The 20258-nt window shown below is 37.8% G+C and carries 16 protein-coding genes; 9 read left to right on the forward strand and 7 right to left on the reverse strand.

Annotated features, from left to right (window positions below):
- Nucleotides 1-38: 38 nt before the first annotated feature.
- The 5 genes from NY014_RS01595 to NY014_RS01615 all read left to right on the forward strand — a co-directional run bounded on the left by NY014_RS01595 (nt 39) and on the right by NY014_RS01615 (nt 7106).
- Nucleotides 39-1175, forward strand: coding sequence for a DegT/DnrJ/EryC1/StrS family aminotransferase (locus NY014_RS01595; protein ID WP_259412780.1), 1137 nt, complete (start codon nt 39-41; stop codon nt 1173-1175).
- Between the two features lie 2 nt (nt 1176-1177).
- A complete protein-coding gene (locus NY014_RS01600; protein WP_354003151.1) occupies nt 1178-1834 on the forward strand; it encodes a sugar transferase in 657 nt (218 codons plus the stop codon).
- A gap of 199 nt (nt 1835-2033) precedes the next feature.
- On the forward strand, nt 2034-3944 hold the full coding sequence (locus NY014_RS01605) for a polysaccharide biosynthesis protein (RefSeq protein WP_259412781.1): 1911 nt from the start codon (nt 2034-2036) through the stop codon (nt 3942-3944).
- Between the two features lie 128 nt (nt 3945-4072).
- Nucleotides 4073-5653 (forward strand): NAD(P)/FAD-dependent oxidoreductase, encoded by a 1581-nt coding sequence (locus NY014_RS01610; RefSeq protein ID WP_259412782.1) that lies wholly within the window; start codon nt 4073-4075, stop codon nt 5651-5653.
- 58 nt (nt 5654-5711) lie between these two features.
- Nucleotides 5712-7106 carry an exonuclease domain-containing protein gene (locus NY014_RS01615; protein WP_259412783.1) on the forward strand — a complete coding sequence of 465 codons (1395 nt, stop codon included), beginning with the start codon at nt 5712-5714 and terminating at the stop codon, nt 7104-7106.
- Nucleotides 7107-7134: 28 nt separating this feature from the next.
- Here the strand turns inward: NY014_RS01615 and NY014_RS01620 are convergent, their stop codons facing one another.
- Nucleotides 7135-8334, reverse strand: a complete 1200-nt coding sequence (locus tag NY014_RS01620; RefSeq protein WP_259412784.1) for a PQQ-dependent sugar dehydrogenase — start codon at nt 8332-8334, stop codon at nt 7135-7137.
- A 90-nt stretch (nt 8335-8424) separates the two neighbouring features.
- Between NY014_RS01620 and NY014_RS01625 the strand changes: the two genes are divergently transcribed.
- Entirely contained in the window at nt 8425-10356 is a 1932-nt protein-coding gene (locus NY014_RS01625; protein ID WP_259412785.1) for an ABC-F family ATP-binding cassette domain-containing protein, read from the forward strand.
- A gap of 37 nt (nt 10357-10393) precedes the next feature.
- On the forward strand, nt 10394-11662 hold the full coding sequence (locus tag NY014_RS01630) for a type IX secretion system plug protein (RefSeq protein ID WP_259412786.1): 1269 nt from the start codon (nt 10394-10396) through the stop codon (nt 11660-11662).
- A 70-nt stretch (nt 11663-11732) separates the two neighbouring features.
- Here NY014_RS01630 and cas6 read toward each other — a convergent pair whose 3' ends face one another.
- The 5 genes from cas6 to NY014_RS01655 form a co-directional block, all read right to left on the reverse strand.
- The gene (gene cas6, locus NY014_RS01635) at nt 11733-12617 is read right to left on the reverse strand and encodes a CRISPR-associated endoribonuclease Cas6 (protein ID WP_259412787.1); all 885 of its coding nucleotides are present in this window, start codon (nt 12615-12617) and stop codon (nt 11733-11735) included.
- A gap of 97 nt (nt 12618-12714) precedes the next feature.
- Nucleotides 12715-13812, reverse strand: coding sequence for a redox-regulated ATPase YchF (gene ychF / locus NY014_RS01640; RefSeq protein ID WP_259412788.1), 1098 nt, complete (start codon nt 13810-13812; stop codon nt 12715-12717).
- A gap of 4 nt (nt 13813-13816) precedes the next feature.
- Entirely contained in the window at nt 13817-14905 is a 1089-nt protein-coding gene (locus NY014_RS01645) for an AI-2E family transporter (RefSeq protein ID WP_259412789.1), read from the reverse strand.
- Between the two features lie 77 nt (nt 14906-14982).
- Nucleotides 14983-15312: a DUF3276 family protein gene (locus NY014_RS01650; RefSeq protein WP_259412790.1), complete on the reverse strand. Its 330-nt coding sequence runs from the start codon at nt 15310-15312 to the stop codon at nt 14983-14985.
- Nucleotides 15313-15484: 172 nt separating this feature from the next.
- The gene (locus NY014_RS01655) at nt 15485-15832 is read right to left on the reverse strand and encodes a 4Fe-4S dicluster domain-containing protein (protein WP_259412791.1); all 348 of its coding nucleotides are present in this window, start codon (nt 15830-15832) and stop codon (nt 15485-15487) included.
- Between the two features lie 122 nt (nt 15833-15954).
- Between NY014_RS01655 and NY014_RS01660 the strand changes: the two genes are divergently transcribed.
- Nucleotides 15955-16971, forward strand: a complete 1017-nt coding sequence (locus NY014_RS01660; protein WP_290426995.1) for an acyl-CoA reductase — start codon at nt 15955-15957, stop codon at nt 16969-16971.
- Between the two features lie 3 nt (nt 16972-16974).
- Here NY014_RS01660 and NY014_RS01665 read toward each other — a convergent pair whose 3' ends face one another.
- Nucleotides 16975-18732, reverse strand: a complete 1758-nt coding sequence (locus NY014_RS01665; RefSeq protein ID WP_354003152.1) for a sensor histidine kinase — start codon at nt 18730-18732, stop codon at nt 16975-16977.
- A gap of 86 nt (nt 18733-18818) precedes the next feature.
- Between NY014_RS01665 and NY014_RS01670 the strand changes: the two genes are divergently transcribed.
- A complete protein-coding gene (locus NY014_RS01670; RefSeq protein WP_259412793.1) occupies nt 18819-20126 on the forward strand; it encodes a TIGR00366 family protein in 1308 nt (435 codons plus the stop codon).
- Nucleotides 20127-20258: the final 132 nt, after the last annotated feature.

The raw sequence follows: 20258 nt of genomic DNA on the forward strand, positions 1-20258 counted from the left end.
ATAAAAAATTATGTTTAGTAAAATTTCTTTATCGTTTAATGTCTTTTTATTATAAACTTTCTTCGCCAACCTTTTTTGGGAATGAAATGGCTTATTCAAGGCAAGCTATTCATTCAGGCATGTTGGCAACAAATGGGGAGTTTATAGATCGTTTCGAGGAAAAATTTAATAAAAGACTCAAGACACACCAGATTGTAGCTTTGAATTCAGGGACTAGTTCCTTGCATTTAGCCCTAGTTCTTTTGGGAGTTGGAAAAGGTGATGAGGTGCTTTGTCAATCCTTTACATTTTGTGCATCAGCTAATCCAGTCATCTATTTAGGAGCAAAGCCTGTTTTTATTGACAGTGAACCTGATACTTGGAATCTCTCCCCTGAATTATTAGAGGATGCCATTTTGAACCGTTTAGCTAATGGCAAAAAGCCGAAGGCAATTGTTTTGGTTCACCTTTTTGGTATGCCTGCCAAAATGAATGAAATCTTAGCTATTGCAAGAAAATATCAAATTCCTGTTTTAGAAGATGCTGCGGAAGCAGTTGGTAGTCAGTATGAGGGTAAATATTGTGGCACTCTAGGAGAAATCGGGGTATTTTCTTTTAATGGAAATAAAATATTGTCGGCAGGTGGTGGCGGAGCCCTTATTTCCAACAGTACTGCACTTATTCAAAAAGCTAAATATTTATCCACTCAAGCCAGAGAAGATTTACCCTATTACCAGCATTTAGAGATTGGATACAATTATAAAATGAATAATCTCAGTGCTGCCATAGGATTAGCTCAATTAGAGCAATTGGAGGGATTCATTGAAAAGAGGAGACAAATAAACTCAACTTACAGAGAGCTATTGTCAAATATTCCCGGGATTTCATTCCAAAATGAAATTAATGAAGCAAGATCCAATTTTTGGTTGACAGCTATTTTGATAGATGAAAGTGTAACAGGTTTTTCAAATGACCAATTGCGAATTTCTTTAATGAAAAATGGGATTGAGTCTAGGTTCTTATGGAAACCTCTTCACCTTCAGCCAGTTTTTAAAGAAATTCAATTTTTTGGTGGCTCAGTATCTCAGGATTTATTCCGCAAAGGGATTTGCTTGCCTAGCTCAACAGATCTCAATTATGAGGATCAGGAGAAAATAGTAGAGATTCTATTTAAAGAGTTGGCAAAAACATTTTAAAAGTGAGCTATCGGAGTATTGGTAAGCGGGTTCTTGATTTAATTCTCGCCTCCCTTATGTTCATAATCTTATTTCCTGTTTTTTTATTATTATTTGTAATTCTCAGTTTTGAACATGGTGGAAAACCTTTTTTTAAGCAGGACAGACCTGGGAAAAATGGTCAAATTTTTAAGATTTTTAAGTTTAAAACCATGTCCGATAAAAGAGATGAAATAGGAAATCTCCTATCAGATGCCGAGCGAATTACATTTTTAGGGAGATTAATCAGAAAAAGTTCATTAGATGAAATTCCTCAATTAATTAATATTCTGCGAGGAGAGATGAGTTTGGTTGGGCCAAGACCACTTCTGGTTGAATATTTACCACTCTATAACTCAAAGCAATTAAAACGGCACAATGTCCTACCTGGAATAACTGGCTGGGCTCAGATAAATGGAAGAAATACGATTTCATGGGAAGAAAAATTTGAATTGGATGTTTGGTATGTGAATAATTTGAGCTTGTGGCTAGATTTAAAAATATTGTTTATCACATTTTTTAATGTAATCAGGGGAAAAGGTGTTTCTCAGCAAGGGCATGTGAGTATGGGGAAGTTCCAAGGAACTGATAATCAAGGAAAAATAGAACAAAGCCATAAGAAAAGCTTAATCGAAAAATAATATTTACTTATTTCGTCAAGCATAATTTGTTCAAAATCCATTATAAATTGATCTTTATAAAAAAAATGCAAAATAAAATTGGATTCATCTCTTATTTACCTAAGTTTATTTTGTTGTAATGGTTAAAATGTCTTATTTTGCCATGATTTAATTTTAATCGTAGATTTTATAAATCATTCCATTTGAAGAAATATCTACTATGAATTTTTTAACCAGGTTAAAAATCCTTCCTAGATGGATAATAGCCACTCTAGATTCTTTAATTTTATTCCATTGTGCCTTATTTGGCTATTTGGTACGATTCAATTTTGAGCTTGCTCTAATCGAACAAAACGATGCTGTTGCTGGAAGTTTTACCTTTATGATAGGGGGACTGTTGGTAATGCAGAATACTCGAAGTTATGAGGGTATTGTTCGACATACCGGTTTTAAAGACGGTTCCAATATCTTTAAAACGGTACTGATCAACTTTGTATTATTTCTATTCCTTAATTTTTTCCACGGGAATTTCTTGAATGACCGGTTTTTATTGCCTACATCAGTATTAATCATTGCCAGTCTTTCTTCCTTGTTCATGCTTATCTTTTATCGATTGTTGGTAAAAGAATTGTTCGATTACTTGAAGAATGGTTTTATTAGCCGAGAACAAAAACATGGGGTAATTTTTGGTGCTGGGGAGTCGGGTCTTATTGCTCAGGAAGCGATAAAAAGAGATAGTAATAGCAAATTTAACACGGTTGCCTTTCTAGATGATGACCCAAAGAAAGAAGGTAAAAACATAGCTGGTATACGAATCTATCAAGGAATTGAGCCTTTGGCTAAACTTAAAGAACAGTATGGGATTACTGAGTTAATTATTGCAGTCCGTGACTTGGATGTTAAACGTAAAAGAGAAATAATCGATGAGTGTCTAAAGCTTGGTATTTCTGTATCTATTGTTCCACCAGTTGATCAGTGGATTAATGGGGGGCTTACCGTTGGTGCTATTCGAGAAATAAAAATTGAAGACTTATTGTCAAGAGAACCAATTATTTTGGATAACCCAAGAATTCAAGAGGATTTAATGGGGAAAGTGGTTTTAGTGACTGGAGCTGCTGGATCAATTGGAAGTGAGCTTTGCCGTCAAATTTCCCATTATCATCCAAAGCTCTTGATCATGCTGGATATAGCAGAGTCTGCTCTTTATGACATTGAAAATGAGTTTAAGGAGAATTATGGGGCTTGTCCAATAAAAATTGTTTTGGGTGACGTTCGCAATAAGCGAAAAATGAAAGAGATTTTTAAGGCTTTCAAACCACAGGTTGTTTTTCATGCAGCAGCTTACAAGCATGTGCCGATGATGGAAAATTATCCTGAGGAGGCAATTCAATCCAATGTGATAGGAACAAAGATTCTAGCTGATCTTTCAGTGCTTGCGCAGGTTGACAAGTTCGTTTTTGTTTCTACGGACAAAGCCGTTAACCCAACCAATGTAATGGGCGCTAGCAAAAGAGCTGCAGAAATGTATGTTCAGGCCTTGAATGAATATTTAGAAGTAAACCATAAAAAGTATCATACTAAATTCATAACTACTCGTTTTGGAAATGTATTAGGTTCCAATGGGTCTGTAATTCCGTTGTTTAAAAAGCAAATTTTACATGGAGGTCCTCTCACAGTCACACATCCGGAGATTACTAGATTTTTTATGACAATTCCTGAAGCTTGTCAGCTTGTTTTAGAGGCTGCAGTGATGGGAAATGGAGGAGAAATTTATGTTTTCGATATGGGAGAGCCAGTTAAGATTCTTGACTTGGCAAAAAAGATGATACAGCTTTCAGGCAAGAAAGAAGAAGAGGATATCAAAATCACATTTACTGGACTTCGGGAAGGTGAAAAATTGTATGAGGAATTATTAAATGATTTTGAAACAGTTAAAATCACCCATCATCCAAAAATCAAAATTGCCCAAGTTTTGCCTTCCGCCTACCACAAGATTGATGGGCAAGTTGAGCTTTTCCAAAGCATTGTTTTGAAAAATTCTGAAAATGAACTGGTAGGGCATTTAAAAACGATCGTCCCAGAGTTTATCTCTAACTCATCTAGATTTGAGGTATTGGATCGAATGAATTGATTTTGTTAACAATAGATTTAAAATGTAGGCCACCAATTTTGGTGGCTTTTTTTATTATTTAACTTCAATTCTATTGAGAATGGAATTCTATCTACCTTTGTAAATAATTTAAGGATAGAACCCTTACGATGAAAAAAATATTAAATCTTCAGCTCGATCCGGTAGAAGCTTATGATCCGGATCTTTTTAAGGAAGTTGCACATCAAAAAGCTGGAATTCCCTCTGATACCTCGGGCGTATTTGTTAGGCAAAATCGACGTTCTATTGATGCTCGGGGAAGGCGAGTGAAAGTAATTGTAGAGGCTGAAGTCTTTTTAAATGAGAATCCTAGTCCTAGGATTGAGAATGAATACCACTATAATTCGGTAAGAAATTCTGATCCAATAATTATTGTTGGGGCCGGGCCTGCAGGTTTATTTGCTGGTTTGCGGGCTATCGAATTGGGAGTAAAGCCAATTATTCTTGAAAGAGGGAAGGATGTTCGAGCCAGAAGACGAGATTTAGCGGCTATTAATAAAGCTCATGTTGTAAATCCAGATTCTAATTACTGTTTTGGTGAAGGAGGTGCAGGTACTTATTCGGATGGAAAATTATATACCCGCTCCAAAAAAAGAGGAGATATCCGCCGAATTTTAGAAATCCTGGTGGATCATGGAGCCACAGAGGAAATATTGGTGGATGCTCACCCTCATATCGGAACCAATAAATTGCCTCAAGTAGTCACAAAGCTTAGGGAAACAATTTTAAATGCTGGTGGAGAGATTCATTTTGAAACCCGAGTGGAGGATTTTATCATCCAAAAAGGTGAATTAAAAGGGGTGATTTCTCAGCATGGAGACAAGTTTGAAGGTCTTGGGGTGATTTTAGCAACGGGCCATTCCGCGAGAGATATTTTTAGTTTGCTTCACAAAAGGGAAATTTTGATTGAAGCAAAACCTTTTGCTTTGGGTGTCAGAATTGAGCATGCACAAAATCTCATTGACCGTATCCAATACCATTGTGAAGTGGATAGAGGACCCTATTTGCCCGCTTCTTCTTATTCATTGGTTCAGCAAACTTATTTTAAGGGAAAGCAGCGAGGGGTTTTTAGCTTTTGTATGTGTCCTGGAGGGTTTATCGTTCCAGCTGCTACAGCTCCCGGAGAGTTGGTTGTGAATGGGATGAGTCCAAGTCGAAGAGATAGTAAGTTTGCTAATTCAGGAATGGTTGTGGCCGTCGAATTAGAAGATTTACCCGAGTATCGAAAATATGGTCCTTTGGCTGCAATGCATTTTCAAGAAGATATTGAAAAAAAGGCTTGGGAACTCGGGGGACAAACTCAAACTGCTCCAGCTCAACGAATGATGGATTTTATGCAGCGAAAAGTCAGTAATCGATTGCTGGACACTTCTTATCAACCAGGTTTAAATTCTGTAGAGATGAGAGAGTTTTTACCTGATTTTATTTCAAATCGAATGGTTGATGCTTTCCAGGCTTTTGGGAAAAAAATGAAGGGATATTTAACGAATGATGCACAATTGATTGGTGTGGAAAGCCGAACATCTTCTCCCGTTCGTATCCCAAGAGATCGAGAAACTTTTGAACACACTCAAATAAAACGTCTTTTCCCATGTGGAGAGGGGGCCGGATATGCCGGAGGAATAGTTTCAGCTGCAATGGATGGAGAGCGATGTGCTGAAAAGTTAATTGCTGCTTATATCAGGACATAGAATTTGACCTTTTCTGTCAAGAACCTTCCAATGAGATATCAATTAGCTAAATTATGATGTGGAATTTGCGATAGTTGATATTGAAACGACAGGAGGCGACAGTAGGTCAGGAGGAATTACTGAAATAGCCGTCCTGATTCATAATGGTGAAGAGATAACTGAAACCTTTCAGACCTTGCTAAACCCAAGGCAGTCTATACCAGCATATATTACTGGATTAACGGGGATTGATTCTGAAATGGTAAGAAATGCACCCTATTTTGAAGAGGTAGCTGACAAAATATGGGGATTATTGGAAGGTAGAGTTTTCGTAGCCCATCAGGTCAATTTTGATTTTGGTTTTTTGAAAACAGCCTTTTCTTCACTTGGAAAGGACTTGACAAATGCAAAATTATGCACAGTTAGGCTTGCCCGAAAAGTGTTTCCCGGCCTTAGTTCTTATAGTTTGGGAAGGGTTTGTGAAGCCAAAAAAATACCAATTGAGGCTAGACATAGAGCTATGGGTGATGCCAAGGCTACGGCCATCCTCTTTGATCAAATGCTTAAGTTTCAACCTGAAACTGTCAGAGGATTTTTAAAGTCAAAAAACTCCTTCCGATTTCTTCCTCCCAATTTTCCTTCCCATAAATATTCAGATCTTCCAAAGTCATGTGGTGTATATTACATGCTTGATTCCCATGGTAAGGTCATTTATGTGGGGAAAGCGATAAATATTCAGGAGCGTTTTCGATCCCATTTTTCAGGGAATTTGTACTATCCTCAAAAACAAGAATTGAAAGCTGCTGTTGCAGATATTAGGTGGGAATTGACGGGAAGTGAATTCATGGCTTTATTGCTTGAAACCCTTGAAATCAAACGGATTTGGCCTAAGTATAATCAAGCTATCAAAAAGCCTAAAGCACTGTGGGGATTGTATTCTTATTTGGATGGAAATGGGTATACCCGTTTTCAATTAGCTCGTTTGAAGAAAAACCTTCAACCCATTGAGACATTCTTTTCTCAAGAGGAGGGAAGAGGGTTTTTGAAGGAAGCTACCGAAAGCTTCAAATTATGCCAAAGACTTTCAGGATTACGTTCTGTTACCTGTAGGAGTGTAATGGACGAATCATGTGAGGGGGCTTGTGAAGGAAATATTCCTTCAAAAAAATACAATGAGAAGGTTCAGAACTTTTTGAAGTCAATCCAAGATAGAAAAGGAGTTATTAAGATTGAACTAGAGGGTAGAAATGAAAATGAGAAAGCTGTTTGTGTTTTCGAAAAAGGAATTTTGACTCATTATGGTTTCAAAAATCTCAATGAAGAGGACGATTCCTTTGCATTAAAATCCGTGACTCCCTATCCTGAAACAGCCTACGTCTTCAGGCAATTTTTTCATCAATTTTCGCTTGAGCAAGTAGAGATTATTGATCGAATAGAACAAAAGCCAAGAGAAGTATTACCCCTTGGCTTTTGATGATTTTGGTTTCGAATTTTAAATCAATTTAATTTCCAGTATAGGTTACTCTGTAAATACAGTTAGCTACATCGTCGGAAATAAGGAGGCTGCCATCGGGAAGTTCTTGGACATCTACAGGTCTTCCCCAAACTTCCTGCGAAGCATCATCTAGCCAACCCGATGCAAAAGTTTCTACTCCGGTTACTTTTCCAGCATCATCAATTTTAGCAAGAACCACATCATAACCAGATTTTTTACTACGGTTCCAAGATCCATGCTTTGCGATGATTGCTTGGTTTTTGTAACTAGCTGGGAACATTCCTCCTTCATAAAAGCGAATTCCTAGAGGAGCCACGTGTGCTCCAAGTTTTGCAGCTGGAGCAACATAAAAATCCTGAGCCTCACCTTTATCACCAAATTCAGGATCCTTTACATCACCTGCATGCCAATAAGGGTAGCCAAAATGCTGTCCAGCTTCAGTTGCAACATTCAGTTCACAATCAGGAATGTCATCTCCCATCATGTCACGACCATTATCTGTAAACCAAAGATTTCCTGTCACAGGATGCCAATCGAAACCTACCGAATTTCGAACTCCATGAGCATAGACTTCTGGTTTTGGATTTGGTGAGTTAACATCAATTCTTGTGATCGAGGCAAAAATTTCATCCTCGGATTCACAAATATTACATGGTGCCCCTACAGGTACATAAAGCATCCCATCAGGTCCAAATGCTATAAATTTCCATCCGTGATGTCTTTCCGTAGGATATTGATCATAAACAACCTCGTACTTTGGGTTTCCAAGATTATTTAAAATGTCAGGGAATTTAAGGATTCTACTAACTTCGGCCACGTAAAGATCTCCATCCTTGTAGGCGACACCATTTGGCATTCGAAGGCCTTCTGCTAAAATGAATTTGGTATCGGCTTTTCCATCTGCATCTTCATCGATCACAGCATAGACATTTTTCTCTTGTCTATTTCCTACAAAGACAACTCCATTTTCAGCTAAAGCCATTGACCGTGCATTGGGGATGTCTGCTGCCCAAACGGAGATTTCAAATCCTTCAGGTAATTGAATCCTATCCAATTTTACATCTGCTTGAGCATTTTTGATTGATCGCTTATTGCTCGAATTAGGAGTTTTGACCTCTGTCAGCTTTTCAGAGCTTTGCTGACAACTGGCTTGGACCATCAAAAGGCCGAAGCAAACAGCAAGTGAAATAGTTTTAGAGTAGTTCATGAATATTTGATTTTATGAATACAAGTTAATTCTTTTTGGATTGTTTTAAGATAAGAGCTCAATAAGCGGTTGATTCTTTATTTTTGCCCCATGTTATCGATTAGCAATCTCTCATATTTCATCGGAGGAAGGGCACTTTACGAAAATGCAAACCTGCATATCAAGCCAAAAGATAAGATTGGTTTGGTAGGTCAAAATGGAACCGGGAAATCTACACTTTTAAAAATTATCGCTGGGGAATATCAACCCAGTAGCGGTGAAGTTCAAAAAGCCAAGGATTGTACCATAGGATTTTTGAATCAGGACTTGCTTTCCTATCAATCTGATGAAAGTATTCTGCAGGTTGCATTGGCAGCTTTTAAAGAAACACTTGCCCTACAGGATGAAATTGATGCCGTTCTCAAACAAATGGAAACGGATTATTCTGAAGAGGTTATTAATCGTTTGGCAACTCTTCAGGAGCGTTTTGAAGCGAATGAGGGGTATACTATTAAAGCAAAGGCAGAGGAGGTTTTGGAAGGGATCGGCTTCCGAACAGAGGATTTGGAAAAACCACTCCGAAATTTTTCCGGTGGATGGAGAATGCGGGTGATGCTAGCCAAATTGCTTCTTGAAAAACCGGCATTATTACTCTTAGATGAACCGACTAACCACCTTGACCTTCCATCTATTCAATGGGTTGAAAATTACCTCAAAACCTATGAAGGTGCTGTTGTGGTAGTTTCCCATGATCAGACCTTCTTAGACAATTGTGTGACTTCAATAGTAGAAGTGGCAAATAACACATTGACTTCCTATCCTGGAAATTATTCTTTCTATAAAAAGGAGAAAAAGGAAAGAATGGAAATCCAGCAAAATGCCTACGAGAATCAGCAGCAAATGATCAAGCAAACCGAGCGATTTATCGAGAGGTTTCGAGCAAAGGCCACCAAATCCAATCAAGTTCAATCCCGCATAAAGGCACTTGAACGAATGGAACGGGTTCAAGAGGTTGTTGATGATGAAGCTTTTGTGAATTTTAAGTTTAAATTCTCTCAAAAATCAGGGAGACATGTAATCACTTTAGACCATATCGGTAAAAGCTATGGTGATTTGGTGATTTTGGAAAATACTTCCGCTTCAATCGAAAGAGGGGATAAGATAGCCTTGATTGGTGCCAATGGAAGGGGGAAATCCACTCTCTTACGGATCATTGCTGGAACCGAACCTATTACTGGAACTCGAACACAAGGACATAATGTGATTCCTTCCTTTTATGCTCAGCATCAATTGGAGGCATTGACTCTTGATAATGAAATCATTCAGGAATTGGCTCAGGAAGGCTCTAATAAATCTGAAACTGAGCTCAGAAATGTTTTGGGATGCTTTCTATTTACAAATGATGATGTATTCAAGAAGATCAAAGTACTTTCCGGTGGAGAAAAATCAAGAGTTGCTTTAGCGAAGACTCTAATTTCTGAGGCTAACTTTTTGTTACTTGATGAGCCTACAAATCACCTTGATTTTCAATCTGTCAACATTTTGATACAGGCTCTTCAGCAGTATGAAGGTACTTTTATCACCGTATCACACGATCGTCATTTCATCAAAGGAGTCGCGAATAAAATTTGGTATATCGAGGACCACCAGATAAAAGAATATCCGGGTACATACGAAGAATATGAGTTTTGGAAAGCTCAACAGGATGAAGAGAAAGCCTCTGCCTCTCAAATTGCTGAAAAATCTGTGCAAAAAGCCAAGTCTAAGTCACATTCTACAAATTCAGAAATTCAGGATGCTAAGCGAAGCTTGAAAAAACTTGAAAATGAATTAGAGCAAGTAGAGCAGTTGGTTGAAAAATTAGAAAAAGAAGAGAAAGAGCTTAGCCTAAAACTTGCTGATCCTGAATTGTATCAAAATGATTCTGAAGCCAAAGCAGTCCAAGATTCCTATGGAGTAGTCAAATCCAAATTGGATGAGGCAAATCAAAATTGGGAAAGACTTGTGGATGAAATCGCGAATTTGCAGGAGAGCATTGCCTGATGTTTTTCAATCTATCTGAAATTGGCTATTTTTCTTTATGAAGGTTTTTCTGGGGTTTTTATTGGTTTATTTGGCTTTCGCTCAAAATGTATTTTCTCAGATTGAGGATCAGGTTTTTCGAGATCATATTCAATCGGTTAGAATTTTCCCTCAAGGGATTGAATTTGATAGTCAAATTGATGCTCCAACTATCAGTCTTCGGGATTCGCGAAGCCTAGTCTTGCTTTTTGATGATATCGCATTTGATCCTGAACTGTACACTGCCAAATTGATTCATTGTGACGCAGATTGGAAGCCATCCCAATTGAAGGATAATGATTTCTTGTCTGGATTTAATCAATTCAACGTGCAAGATTATGAATACTCGGTAAATACAAGATTACCATATATTCACTACCGTTTTGAGATTCCTAGGGTTACCAAATCAGGGAATTATGTTGTGAAGGTTTACCGAGGAAGGGAAGAATCGGATGCAATCTTAACAAAACGTTTTATGGTATATGAGGACTTGTTTTCTGTTGGAGCCAGTATTGTACCGCCTTCCCAAACCAGTGATCGGAGAACAGATCAGCAAATCGACGTGGTAGTCAATTATTCAAAAGTAGAAGTGGTGAATCCAAGTTCTCAGATAAAAGTGGTGATTAGACAAAATCAACGATGGGATCATGCGAAATTGATCAATGAACCCACTTTTTTAAATGAGATTTCAAAAACCATCCGATATGAAAATTTTGATGGAACTAACTCTTTTAGGGCTGGAAATGAGTTCCGATTTATTGATCTCCGTTTCATCAGAGCTACGGGTGCCAATATTGCTTCGGTAACTGTTGAGTCAGATGTGATTTACGCAGAGACGAAAGTTGATGTACCTAGAGAATGGGAAGTCTATTCTCAATACCTGGATTTAAATGGTCAATATATCGTCTATACAAATGATCGGCCTGGAGGAAACCCTGAAGTGGAAAGCGAGTATATTTTGACCACGTTCAGATTTTTTGCTCCGGAGAGTTCTCGAGAGATATATCTCTTAGGTACGCTTACAGATTGGGGTAAGAAGCCAGAAGCAAAAATGTCATGGAATCCAAAGTTAAAGGTTTATGAAACAACCCTTTTATTGAAACAGGGCTGGTATGATTACCAATTTGCAAGATTGGAAGACCAGCAATTTGATTCAATGGAGTTTGAGGGAAGTTATTTTGAAACCGAAAATGAATATGAAGTGCTAGTCTATTTTAGAGCCTTAGGTTCGCGTTATGATCAACTAGTAGGCTATGTTTACCTTCAGCCAAATCGAAGACGCTTATAAACCGTAACTTGAAAAAGTCTTAAAGTCTAAAAACAAAAAAAAGTCTGCAGGTTGGCTGCAGACTTTTTGATTAATTTTCTTCGCTTTCTTCTTCACTACTTTCTGAAGGCGCTACATTTTGACGCATTCGCTCAGTAGGTCGGTAAGGTACAAAACCTTCACGCTTAAATTTATAAGGAGAGGTTCTATTTCCAGAAGGATGATTTGCTAAGTCAAGCATACCAAAACCTTTATGTGTGAAAGCACCAAGACCACATTTGAATACAAAGTCCTGAACTTCTGGAGCAGCATAAAGAGTGAATGGTAGGGTATAGCCTCTAACTTCATACTTCACATCCATGTCATAAACTGAATAGATTCGGGCAAATTTTTTCTGCTGCTCTTTCAATTTATTGACATAATTCATGTCAGGTACCACTTGGAACTTGTAGAAGGATTCCATTTGCTCTGGCGTATACCATCCTGATCGCTCCATTCTGGTTAAGGTAGATTCATAAAGCAAATCGGAGAATTCATCGCTATCAGGGCTGATGAATCGCTTTCCAATTTCTTCATTGAATGCAGGTGTGATTAATACCAATGGAGAAATACAAACGAACTTATTGGAAGTCTCCAACTCAGGTTCGTTTTCAATCTCGGTATATTCCGGAGAAAGGATCAAGTTGCCCAATTCAATTTTTGGTGTTGCGAAAACTTGCTCCAATAGGTAGTCCATAAAATCCTCACTATGAGAAGATAGGACTAGGGTGACCAAACTGGAATAGTAATGCAATCCACTTCTACTCACCTTAGTTTGACCTTTTAAGCCAGAGAAGTTGAAGTAATTGTAATTGAAGAACTCTTCACGTCCACCTTTGACAATCAAACCCTTAAGGAATTGAGCCAAAATGTATTGGTGGTGGAAAGGCAAGTAGGAGCCTTTGTTTTTTAGGGAAAATATAAGTCTAACTCTCACGATTTTTTAAAAATAAATGAGACAAGTGTTAATAAAATTGTAAACGTAATTATGGGTGTATAAGCAAAGCAAAAGTACAATTTTTTTCTAAGAAATGTTAAACATTGAATCTAAAATGCATAATATCACCGTCTTTTACGATGTATTCTTTGCCTTCAATTGCAATTTTTCCGTTTTCTCGGCACCCTGCCTCAGATTTGAATTGCTGATAATCCGCTAGCTTGATTACTTCTGCCTTTATAAATCCTCTTTCAAAATCAGAGTGAATTACACCTGCTGCTTGTGGGGCCTTCCAACCTTTTTTGATTGTCCAAGCACGAACCTCCTGAGGACCGGCTGTAAAATAAGTGATAAGATCAAGTAGGGCATAGGCAGCCGCGATTAATCGATTCAAACCGCTTTCCTCAAGTCCATATTCTGATAGGAATAGCTCTTTTTCTTCAGCATCCTCAAATTCAGCGATTTGGGATTCAATCGCTGCGCAAAGCATGATTACCTCTGCGTTTTCCTCTTTAACTTTTTCCCGAAGCTTTTCTACATGTTCGTTTCCATTGATGATGCTTCCTTCATCCACATTTGCCACATATAGTACAGGCTTGATTGTAAGAAGATGAAGATCTCGAACCGCTTCTAAATCTTCTTTTTCAACATCAATAGCTCTGGCATTCAATCCGCTTTGAAGACCTTCTTTGAATTTTTGAAGGATTTCAAGTTCTTTCTTTGCTTTCGCATCTCCGGATTTGGCGATTTTTTCGATTCGGTTGATTTTTTTCTCTACCGATTCCAAATCCTTTAATTGAAGCTCTGTGTCAATTACCTCTTTGTCAAAAATTGGATCAACACTTCCCGCCACATGGACGATGTTATCATCTTCAAAACACCTTACCACGTGGATAATAGCATCAACTTCACGGATATTAGCCAAAAATTTATTTCCTAAACCTTCACCTTTACTTGCCCCTTTAACTAGTCCGGCGATGTCGACAAATTCGATCACAGTGGGAAGCACCCGCTGAGGATTTACCAGACTTTCCAATACTTTAAGGCGCTTGTCTGGAACGGTAACGACACCCACATTGGGTTCGATGGTACAAAAAGGGAAATTTGCTGCTTCAGCTTTTGCACTGGAAAGCGCATTGAACAAAGTGGATTTTCCAACATTAGGAAGTCCGACGATGCCACATTGTAAGGCCATTTATTTAGGTTTTTATTTTAAAGATCTGATAGGACTTATATCCCTGGTAAAACTCCATCACCGATACTCGGAAAATGGTATAAACAGGAATGGCAAAAATCATCCCGACTACCCCGGCGATTTTTGCCCCGGCAAAGATAACAACAAAAATTTCAAGGGGATGCGCTTTGACAGATTTTGAAAAAATCAAAGGTTGAAGAAAAATATTATCAGCTACTTGAACTACAGCAAATACCGCTAGGATCTTCAAAATCATATAAGAAACCTCACTTCCTTCTACAAAATTGCCTGTTGAGATTCCCACGATTATACCAAAGCTTGCACCCAAAATTGGCCCTGCATAAGGTATCAAATTCGCGATGGCAGCAAAAAGAGCAATTGTTAGTGCATATTCGATCCCGACTATGCTTAAACCTAAGCTTGCCATCGAAAAAATTGCAATTACCTGAATCAATAAGCCCGAAAGATAATTTGAAAGTAGTTTTTCGACTTTTGTGAAAGTTGCGACTGTTAGTTCAAAATATTGGTTTGGGGTCAGATGCAATAGATTTCTTCTCAACAAGCCATTTTCTAGCAAAAGGAAAAATGAAATAAATGCTACGGCAATTGTTCCAATAAACAACGAACTCGTCGTATTGATAATGGTACTGATAAACTTCCCAAAATCCATTCCTGCTACTGTCTCAAGAAGTGTGGTTTGAAGTTGTTCAAAAAGACTTCCTCTTGGGGTTTGCACCAATTGATATTGAATCAACCATTCTTCCAATCGGTTTACGGGAGTTTGGATCTGCTCATATATTCCTTCATAATCCAATGCACTAAGCACGGTTATTTGATCATTGATCAAAGGGAAGAACAAAAGGCCGAGTAGGACAGAGAAGAATATGATGGCTGCAAATGAAATAATTATAGCTAACCACCTTGGAATATGCTGTCCGAGCAAATGGAAATTATGAAGCCGATTTGTAAGCGGTCTAAGTAGAGCTGCTAAAATCAGAGAAAGGACTAGATAAACCGTGATATTGGAAAAATACCAGGCAAAAAGGATGAATCCAGCAATGAATAAGATTAAGTATATAAAAAACCGTTGCATAGCTATAAATGAAAAGGAGGCCTTAAGCCTCCTTAAATATACTATTTCCCTGACTCTCTCAAATCAGCTGTGGGATGCTATTCCCATCTTAGTTCGTCCCGGTACTCATTTTCCGGGTCATCAGATTCGTACTGTTCAAAGTCAAAATCCGGCATTAATTCATTTTTGACGTGATCTACAGTTTCATTCAAGGCTTCTACAAACTTGAAAAAATCCTCCTTATACAAGAAGATTTTATGTTTTTCGTAGCTAAATGAATCACCATGGGCCTTTCTTTTACTCTCTGTGATAGTGAGGTAGTAGTCGTTGCCCCGAGTAGATTTAATGTCAAAAAAATAAGTTCGCTTTCCTGCTTTTACTTTTTTAGAGAAAATTTCATCTCTATCAAATCCTCTTCGATCTTCCACAATGCGTAATTTTTTTTAGTTGCTGGGTAAATTAATCAGGAACTAAGATAGCAAAAACCGCTCCTAGAATTCAAAATAAACAATCAAATTTTTCTAGAAGCGACAGTTTTCTGTCAATAAAAGGTTGTAAATCAGTGATAAATGAAAAAAAGAAAAGGAGGTTCTACCTCCTTTATTCTCCGTGTAAATATGCCTTTTTTGCTAATAGCTCCTCTTCTGTTTCTCGATGGTCTGGGTCATCCACACAGCAGTCTACAGGACAGACTGCAGCGCATTGAGGTTCCTCATGAAAACCATTACACTCCGTGCACTTTGCTGTCACGATGTAGTAAAACTCATCTGAAACTGGTTCCTGCTTCGCATTTCCATCTACAACAGTCCCATCTTCCAAGGTAACTTCTTTAAGGGAAGTACCTCCAGCCCAAGTCCACTCGACTCCGCCTTCATAAATTGCTGTATTAGGACATTCAGGTTCGCATGCACCGCAGTTGATGCATTCGTCTGTAATCATTATTGCCATAGCTCTTCAAAATTTGTTTCAAAATTAATAAGGACAACACAGATCGACAATAAAAAGTTGTCACACTAACTAATTTAAAATAATTCTATCCGATTTTAGATCAATCAGGTAAATTTGTCCCCATGATACCTTTCAAAAATAGAGTTCAGGCATTCATTAATTTAGGGAATTTGCTAGCAGAGTTGCCGATAGAGGAAAAGGAGGGCTTGTTTCGTAGGGCTGAAAATCAAAATAATTGGTTTACCTATTCTAGCTGCGACAAAGCTTTTTCTGGATTGATTCACATGCTTGAATCCTCTCAATTAGAAAAATGGGTATCAGCTTATGATTTTTCGAAAGTCCAGGATAGCAAAGATGTTGGGGTTTTAATGGCTGGTAACATTCCTACTGTTGGTTTTCACGACTTAATGTCGGTATTATTAGCGGGTCATGGAATTAGTGCCAAATTGAGTTCAGCTGATTCAATATTGATGAATTTCCTGATTGAAAAGCTGATTGAAATCGAACCTAATTTGAAAAATTATATTCAAGTTTCAGAAATGCTCAAAGGAAAGGATGCCTACATAGCTACTGGGAGTGACAATTCCTCTCGTTATTTTCAATATTATTTTGGAAAGTATCCTTCTTTAATTCGACAAAACCGAACTTCTGTAGGAATACTAAAAGGAGATGAAAGCGAAGAAGAAATTAAGGCGCTTGGGGAAGATGTCTTCACTTATTTCGGACTTGGTTGTAGAAATGTTTCCAAAGTCTTCTTGCCGGATGAAATGTATGTAGAAGTTCTGTTGTCTAATTGGGAGTCTTTTTCTGGAATTGCCGATCACCACAAATACCATAATAATTACGAATACAATAAATCCATCTTCTTAGTAAATGGAGAGCCACATTTGGATAATGGCTTTTTAATCATGAAAAAGGAAGAGGCGCTAGTATCGCCAATCTCGGTTCTTTATTATGAAACTTATAATGACAAAACGGATTTGGAGAAAAAGTTAGAAGCCAACAAAAACAAAATTCAATGCATCGTTGCTAAAAAGGATTTTTGGCCAAATGCTGTTGAATTTGGGAACGCTCAACTTCCCGGTCCGAAAGATTATGCTGATGGGGTGGATACTCTGGAGTTTTTGTTGAGCCTCTAAAAATTATTTTGCCAGAGGAAGGAAAATACAGAAAGTAGTGCCTACCTGTACTTTACTTTCAATTTCCAATCGCCCCTTATTTTTGCTAATGTACTCTCGTACCAAAACCAATCCCAGTCCAGTTCCACTTTCATAGTTTACTCCACGAGTAGTAAATGAAACTCCTTCCTCAATTTTTTGGAGGTTTTCGGGAGAGATTCCCGTTCCAAAGTCTTGAATACAAATCTTAGCTTCCTCATTTACTTTTTCAATACTGAGTAACACTTTTGAACCCGGCTTAGAAAATTTAATCGAATTATTGATCAGGTTTCGGAGAACCAAATCAGTCATGTTTCGATCGGCCATGATGAAAGTTGGTTCACTTTCTTGAATTTTGATTTCAATTTGCTTTTCGTTCGCTATTCGATCGAGTAATTTTTTTTGTTGCTCAATTAATTGTAGAATATCAAATTCTTGGATTTCTACTTGTTCTTTCCTGATTTGGGATGAAGCCCAAGCGAGAAGGTTTTCTAAAAGAATGGCAACCTGTTCCATATTTTTGGATACCTCAGGCAACATTTCAAGTAATTCCTCCTTTGAAATCATCCCAATTTGAGTCATATGGATCAATTCTTTGACTCCGAATATCGGACCTTTCAAATCATGGGAAATGATACTAAAAAACTTATCTTTTAAATCGTTGAGTTTTTGAAGATCCTCGGTTTGTTTTCGAAGTTTTTCTGTGGTCTCCAGTTCTTCTGTCAGGTCATCAAAGAGAAAAATTAAACCCATTTGCTCTGAGTTTTTGTCATTAATCTGCATGACTTCTAAGCGAACGGTTCGGTCACTTCCCTCGGGTTTGAATGTGAGAATTTGTTCTATTGGGTTTTCAAAAATTCGAAGAAGAGACTCTTCAGATTTAAAAATTTCTTCTGCCTGTGCGCCTATTCTTATTTTTTGGGGATCCTTGCAGAAGGATTTAACTTTTGAGTTGAAATCTATTACGCGTTGGTGGATATTGAAAACCAAAACACCCTTGGTTAATGACTCCATGATTTTACTATGGGCTATTGGTTTAATGCTGAATAGTCCATATTTCAAGATTGCCAAACCAAGAATCAGATAAGTCGCTAAAAAGGCAAAAGGTGTCAAATCGATGAATCCTAAAGGAGAAATCAATCCAGTTTGATAAAAGAAATTAAACACCAAGGGGAATAATCCTCCTACAATCAAAAGACGTGTCTGATTTTTATAAAGAGGATCGGAAAATTGGAATCTCCTCCAAAGAATTATTGTCCCCAAAAGAAAAGCCAGGTAGGAATAAATGACATGAATGATGTAATATGGACCACGCTCGATTCCTAGGATAGGGAAGGGGCTTCCCTCGGTGACTAAAAATGTTTTAGCATAATGGAGATGGTGGAGATCGTTCGAGATCACCATAAAAAGTGTGAGAGCCGGAATTGTAAAAGTTCCGATAATGACAACTGGTTTGGCCCAGTTTCGATATCCTGTGTATCGTAGTGTGAAAATCAGCCAGACTGCAGGTGCAAAGGAAATTCCAATGTATTCAAAATGAATCCAATGGAGCATTTGATCAAGGGAGGTTGATGCCAGCTCTAGGCCATAAAAAAATCCCCAAACCGTAATTAGAATCATTGTGGTAGCCAACCATCTGATAAGCTGATCAAGGCTTAGGGCAATGTAAATTGACAAAACCATGACCACTAAGCTTGTTAGCACCAGGATTATAGAAAATACATTAAAGGTAAAATCTAGCACTGATTGAGGCTTTAAAAGAAGTTTTTCTTTTAGTGGATTTTCGTCTAATATTACAGAAAAAAAATTAACTCCGAAATAAATAAGACTTGAATAAAAAACGAGTTGCAATTTCTTTTCCAAGTCCCTTCGATCTAGTGCTGATTTTGAGTGGGTTGGTTTTAATAGCTGCTGTTTTTGCTTTAAGATCTCAAGGTAAATCGATAGGAGAAAGTATTCAGATGACCCTTCTTTTTTGGAAGGATGGATTTTTTAGTCTACTCGAATTCACGCTACAAATGATGATGATTCTCGTCTTTGGTTATGCCTTAGCCATTGCAAAACCTATTCATCATTTTTTGAAAAAAATCGCCCATTTACCAAATAATTTACTTCAAGCTGTCCTTTTCACGGGGATTGTGACCATGATTGCCGGGCTTTTAAACTGGGGTTTCGGACTAATCGTTGGAGCTCTTTTGGCAAGGTTTGTTCATCTAGCTATGGAAGAAAAAAAGATTCCTTCCAATGCACCTTTGTTGGCATCAGCCGGGTATTTGGGAATGGCAGTTTGGCATGGAGGCTTGTCGGGTTCTGCGACCTTAAAAGTGGCGGAACCCAATCATTTTCTAGCCGATCAAATAGGTCAAATTTCAGTAGATCAAACTATTTTTTCTGTGGGAAATCTAGGCATGACCTTGGGCCTAGTGCTTGTGTTTTTGATAGTTCTGACTTTTCTATTTCGCTCCAAAAAAACGAAAGAGAATCCAATTTACAGTCACCCACTTAGACCAATTTCTCCTGGAGTTAACAAAAAAGTAGGCTTTTGGATTGGCCTTTTTATGATTCTAATTTTCCTTTGGGTTGCTTTTAAAGAATCAGCCAATGGATTGAGCTTCTTCAATTTAAACTTGATGAATTTTTTGCTTTTCGGTTTGACTCTTTTTGTCTTCCGTGATTTAAAGAGTTTTACAGAAGCAGTTTCAGAAGGTGTAAAGAGTTCTTCGGATATTTTTATACAGTTCCCATTTTATGCCGGGATTTTAGGGATGGTTACCTATTCAGGTTTACTTGACGAACTATCCAATTTGTTCTTAAATAATGCGGATCAGAATTTTCTGGGTCCTTTTACATTGATTTCAGCTGCATTTGTAAATCTATTAATACCATCGGGTGGGGGGCAGTGGGCCGTTCAGGGACCGATCATCATGCAAGTCACAGAATCCTTAGGAATGGATCCTGCTAAGATGATTTTGGTCTTTTCCTATGGAGATCAGATTAGTAATCTTTTACAGCCTTTTTGGGCTTTGCCTTTATTATCCATTACTGGGGTGAAAGCCTCTCAACTTATCCGCTATACCTCTTGGTTGTTTTTGGCAGGTTTTATCTTTTTGATGACAGCTGTCTATCTCTTTTTCTAAATCACTAGACTTTTTGGGAGAATGATTCCAAAATTTTGGATAAAGGCCTTGTTTATGAATTTATTTGGTTACCGATTTCGGCCCTAATTTTCTATATTTGCACTTCGATTTTGAACCTTTTATCCACCTAAA

It is taken from the genome of Algoriphagus limi (assembly GCF_024919275.1).
GTDB classification, from domain to species: Bacteria; Bacteroidota; Bacteroidia; order Cytophagales; family Cyclobacteriaceae; genus Algoriphagus; species Algoriphagus limi.